Genomic DNA, 1243 nt, shown 5'->3' on the forward strand with positions numbered 1-1243 from the left:
CATGCGATGCGAGGAAAGTCCCCTTCAGCGCGTCTCGTGCACGGAAAGTCCCCTTCAGCAGCGTTAGCCCGGATGCCGCGTCAGCTGCCGCCGAACAGCGGCTGCCGTTCCGTGAGCGGAGAACTACTTTCGAGTAGCTGTGCCTTTCCGTGGAAAGTGTCACAGCTGCCCAGTTCACTTTCGCGGGAAGTGAGGCGTCCATGAAAAGAACCTCCGTCCGGGCAACAGTTCTCGCCGCGATCACCGGCTTGGCCATGACCGTCCTCGGCCTGCCCGCCGAGGCGGCACCGGGGCCCGCCGTCCACCGGGCCGCCGACACCCCGGCCAAGGCGAAGGCCGTCAGCGGGTACTGGACCGCCGAGGCGATGCGGTCCGCCATTCCGCTGGACAAACTCCTCCAGGCTCCGCGCGGCGTCCTCAAAGACGTCGCGAAGGGACTGGGCACCGTCATCCCGCAAAGCGTGCCGAACGGCGGCGGCGCGTGGACGGGCGGCGGCAAGGTGACCAAGACGGCCGGTCGCGTGTTCTTCACTTTCAACGGCCGCAAGGCTTCCTGCTCCGGTGACGCGGTCACGAGCACGAACGGCAGCGTCGTGGTCACCGCCGGGCACTGCGTCAAGTACCAGGGCACCTGGCACACGGACTGGGTCTTCGTCCCCGGCTACGACAACGGGAACGCGCCGTACGGCCAGTGGACCGCGAGCAAGACGCTCACCACCCCGCAGTGGGAAGCGAGCGAGGACATGAACTACGACGTCGGCATGGCGGTGGTCAACCAACTCGACGGCAAGCGCCTCACCGACGTCGTCGGCGCCCAGGGCATCGCGTTCAACCAGGCACGCAACCAGACGATGTACACCTTCGGTTATCCGGCCGCCGCGCCCTACGACGGCACGAAGCTGATCTACTGCAGCGGGCCGACGATCACCGACTTCCTGCTGACCCAGGACCACGGCATGGGCTGCAACATGACCGGCGGGTCGAGCGGGGGACCGTGGTTCCTGAACTTCGACGAGGCCACCGGGACCGGGGTGCAGGCCTCGGTGAACAGCTTCGGCTACACGTTCCTGCCGAACTACATGTTCGGGCCGTACTTCGGCGCGGACGCGCAGACGCTCTACGGCAAGGCTCAGGCGGGCTGACCCCGCCCGCGGGGGGGGGGGCGGGCGGGGCCGCTGGGGGGGGGGGGGCCGCGCCCGGGCGCGCCCGGCGCGCGCGGGGCGCGGGCGGGCGGGGCTGCGGG

1 protein-coding gene is annotated in these 1243 nt (G+C 69.4%); it reads left to right on the forward strand.

The genetic code is table 11. The annotated features are described in order from the left end of the window. Positions 1–200 precede the first annotated feature (200 nt). The gene (locus ACFWX1_RS38815; RefSeq protein WP_378394843.1) at positions 201–1142 is read left to right on the forward strand and encodes a trypsin-like serine peptidase; all 942 of its coding nucleotides are present in this window, start codon (positions 201–203) and stop codon (positions 1140–1142) included. The last annotated feature ends 101 nt before the right edge of the window (positions 1143–1243 follow it).

Source organism: Amycolatopsis sp. NPDC059021, from assembly GCF_042739895.1.
Lineage (GTDB): Bacteria > Actinomycetota > Actinomycetes > Mycobacteriales > Pseudonocardiaceae > Amycolatopsis.

Excerpts from the sequence above, each read along its gene's own strand:
- ACFWX1_RS38815 (WP_378394843.1), top strand. The coding sequence starts at position 201 with ATGAAAAGAACCTCCGTCCGGGCAACAGTTCTCGCCGCGATCACCGGC.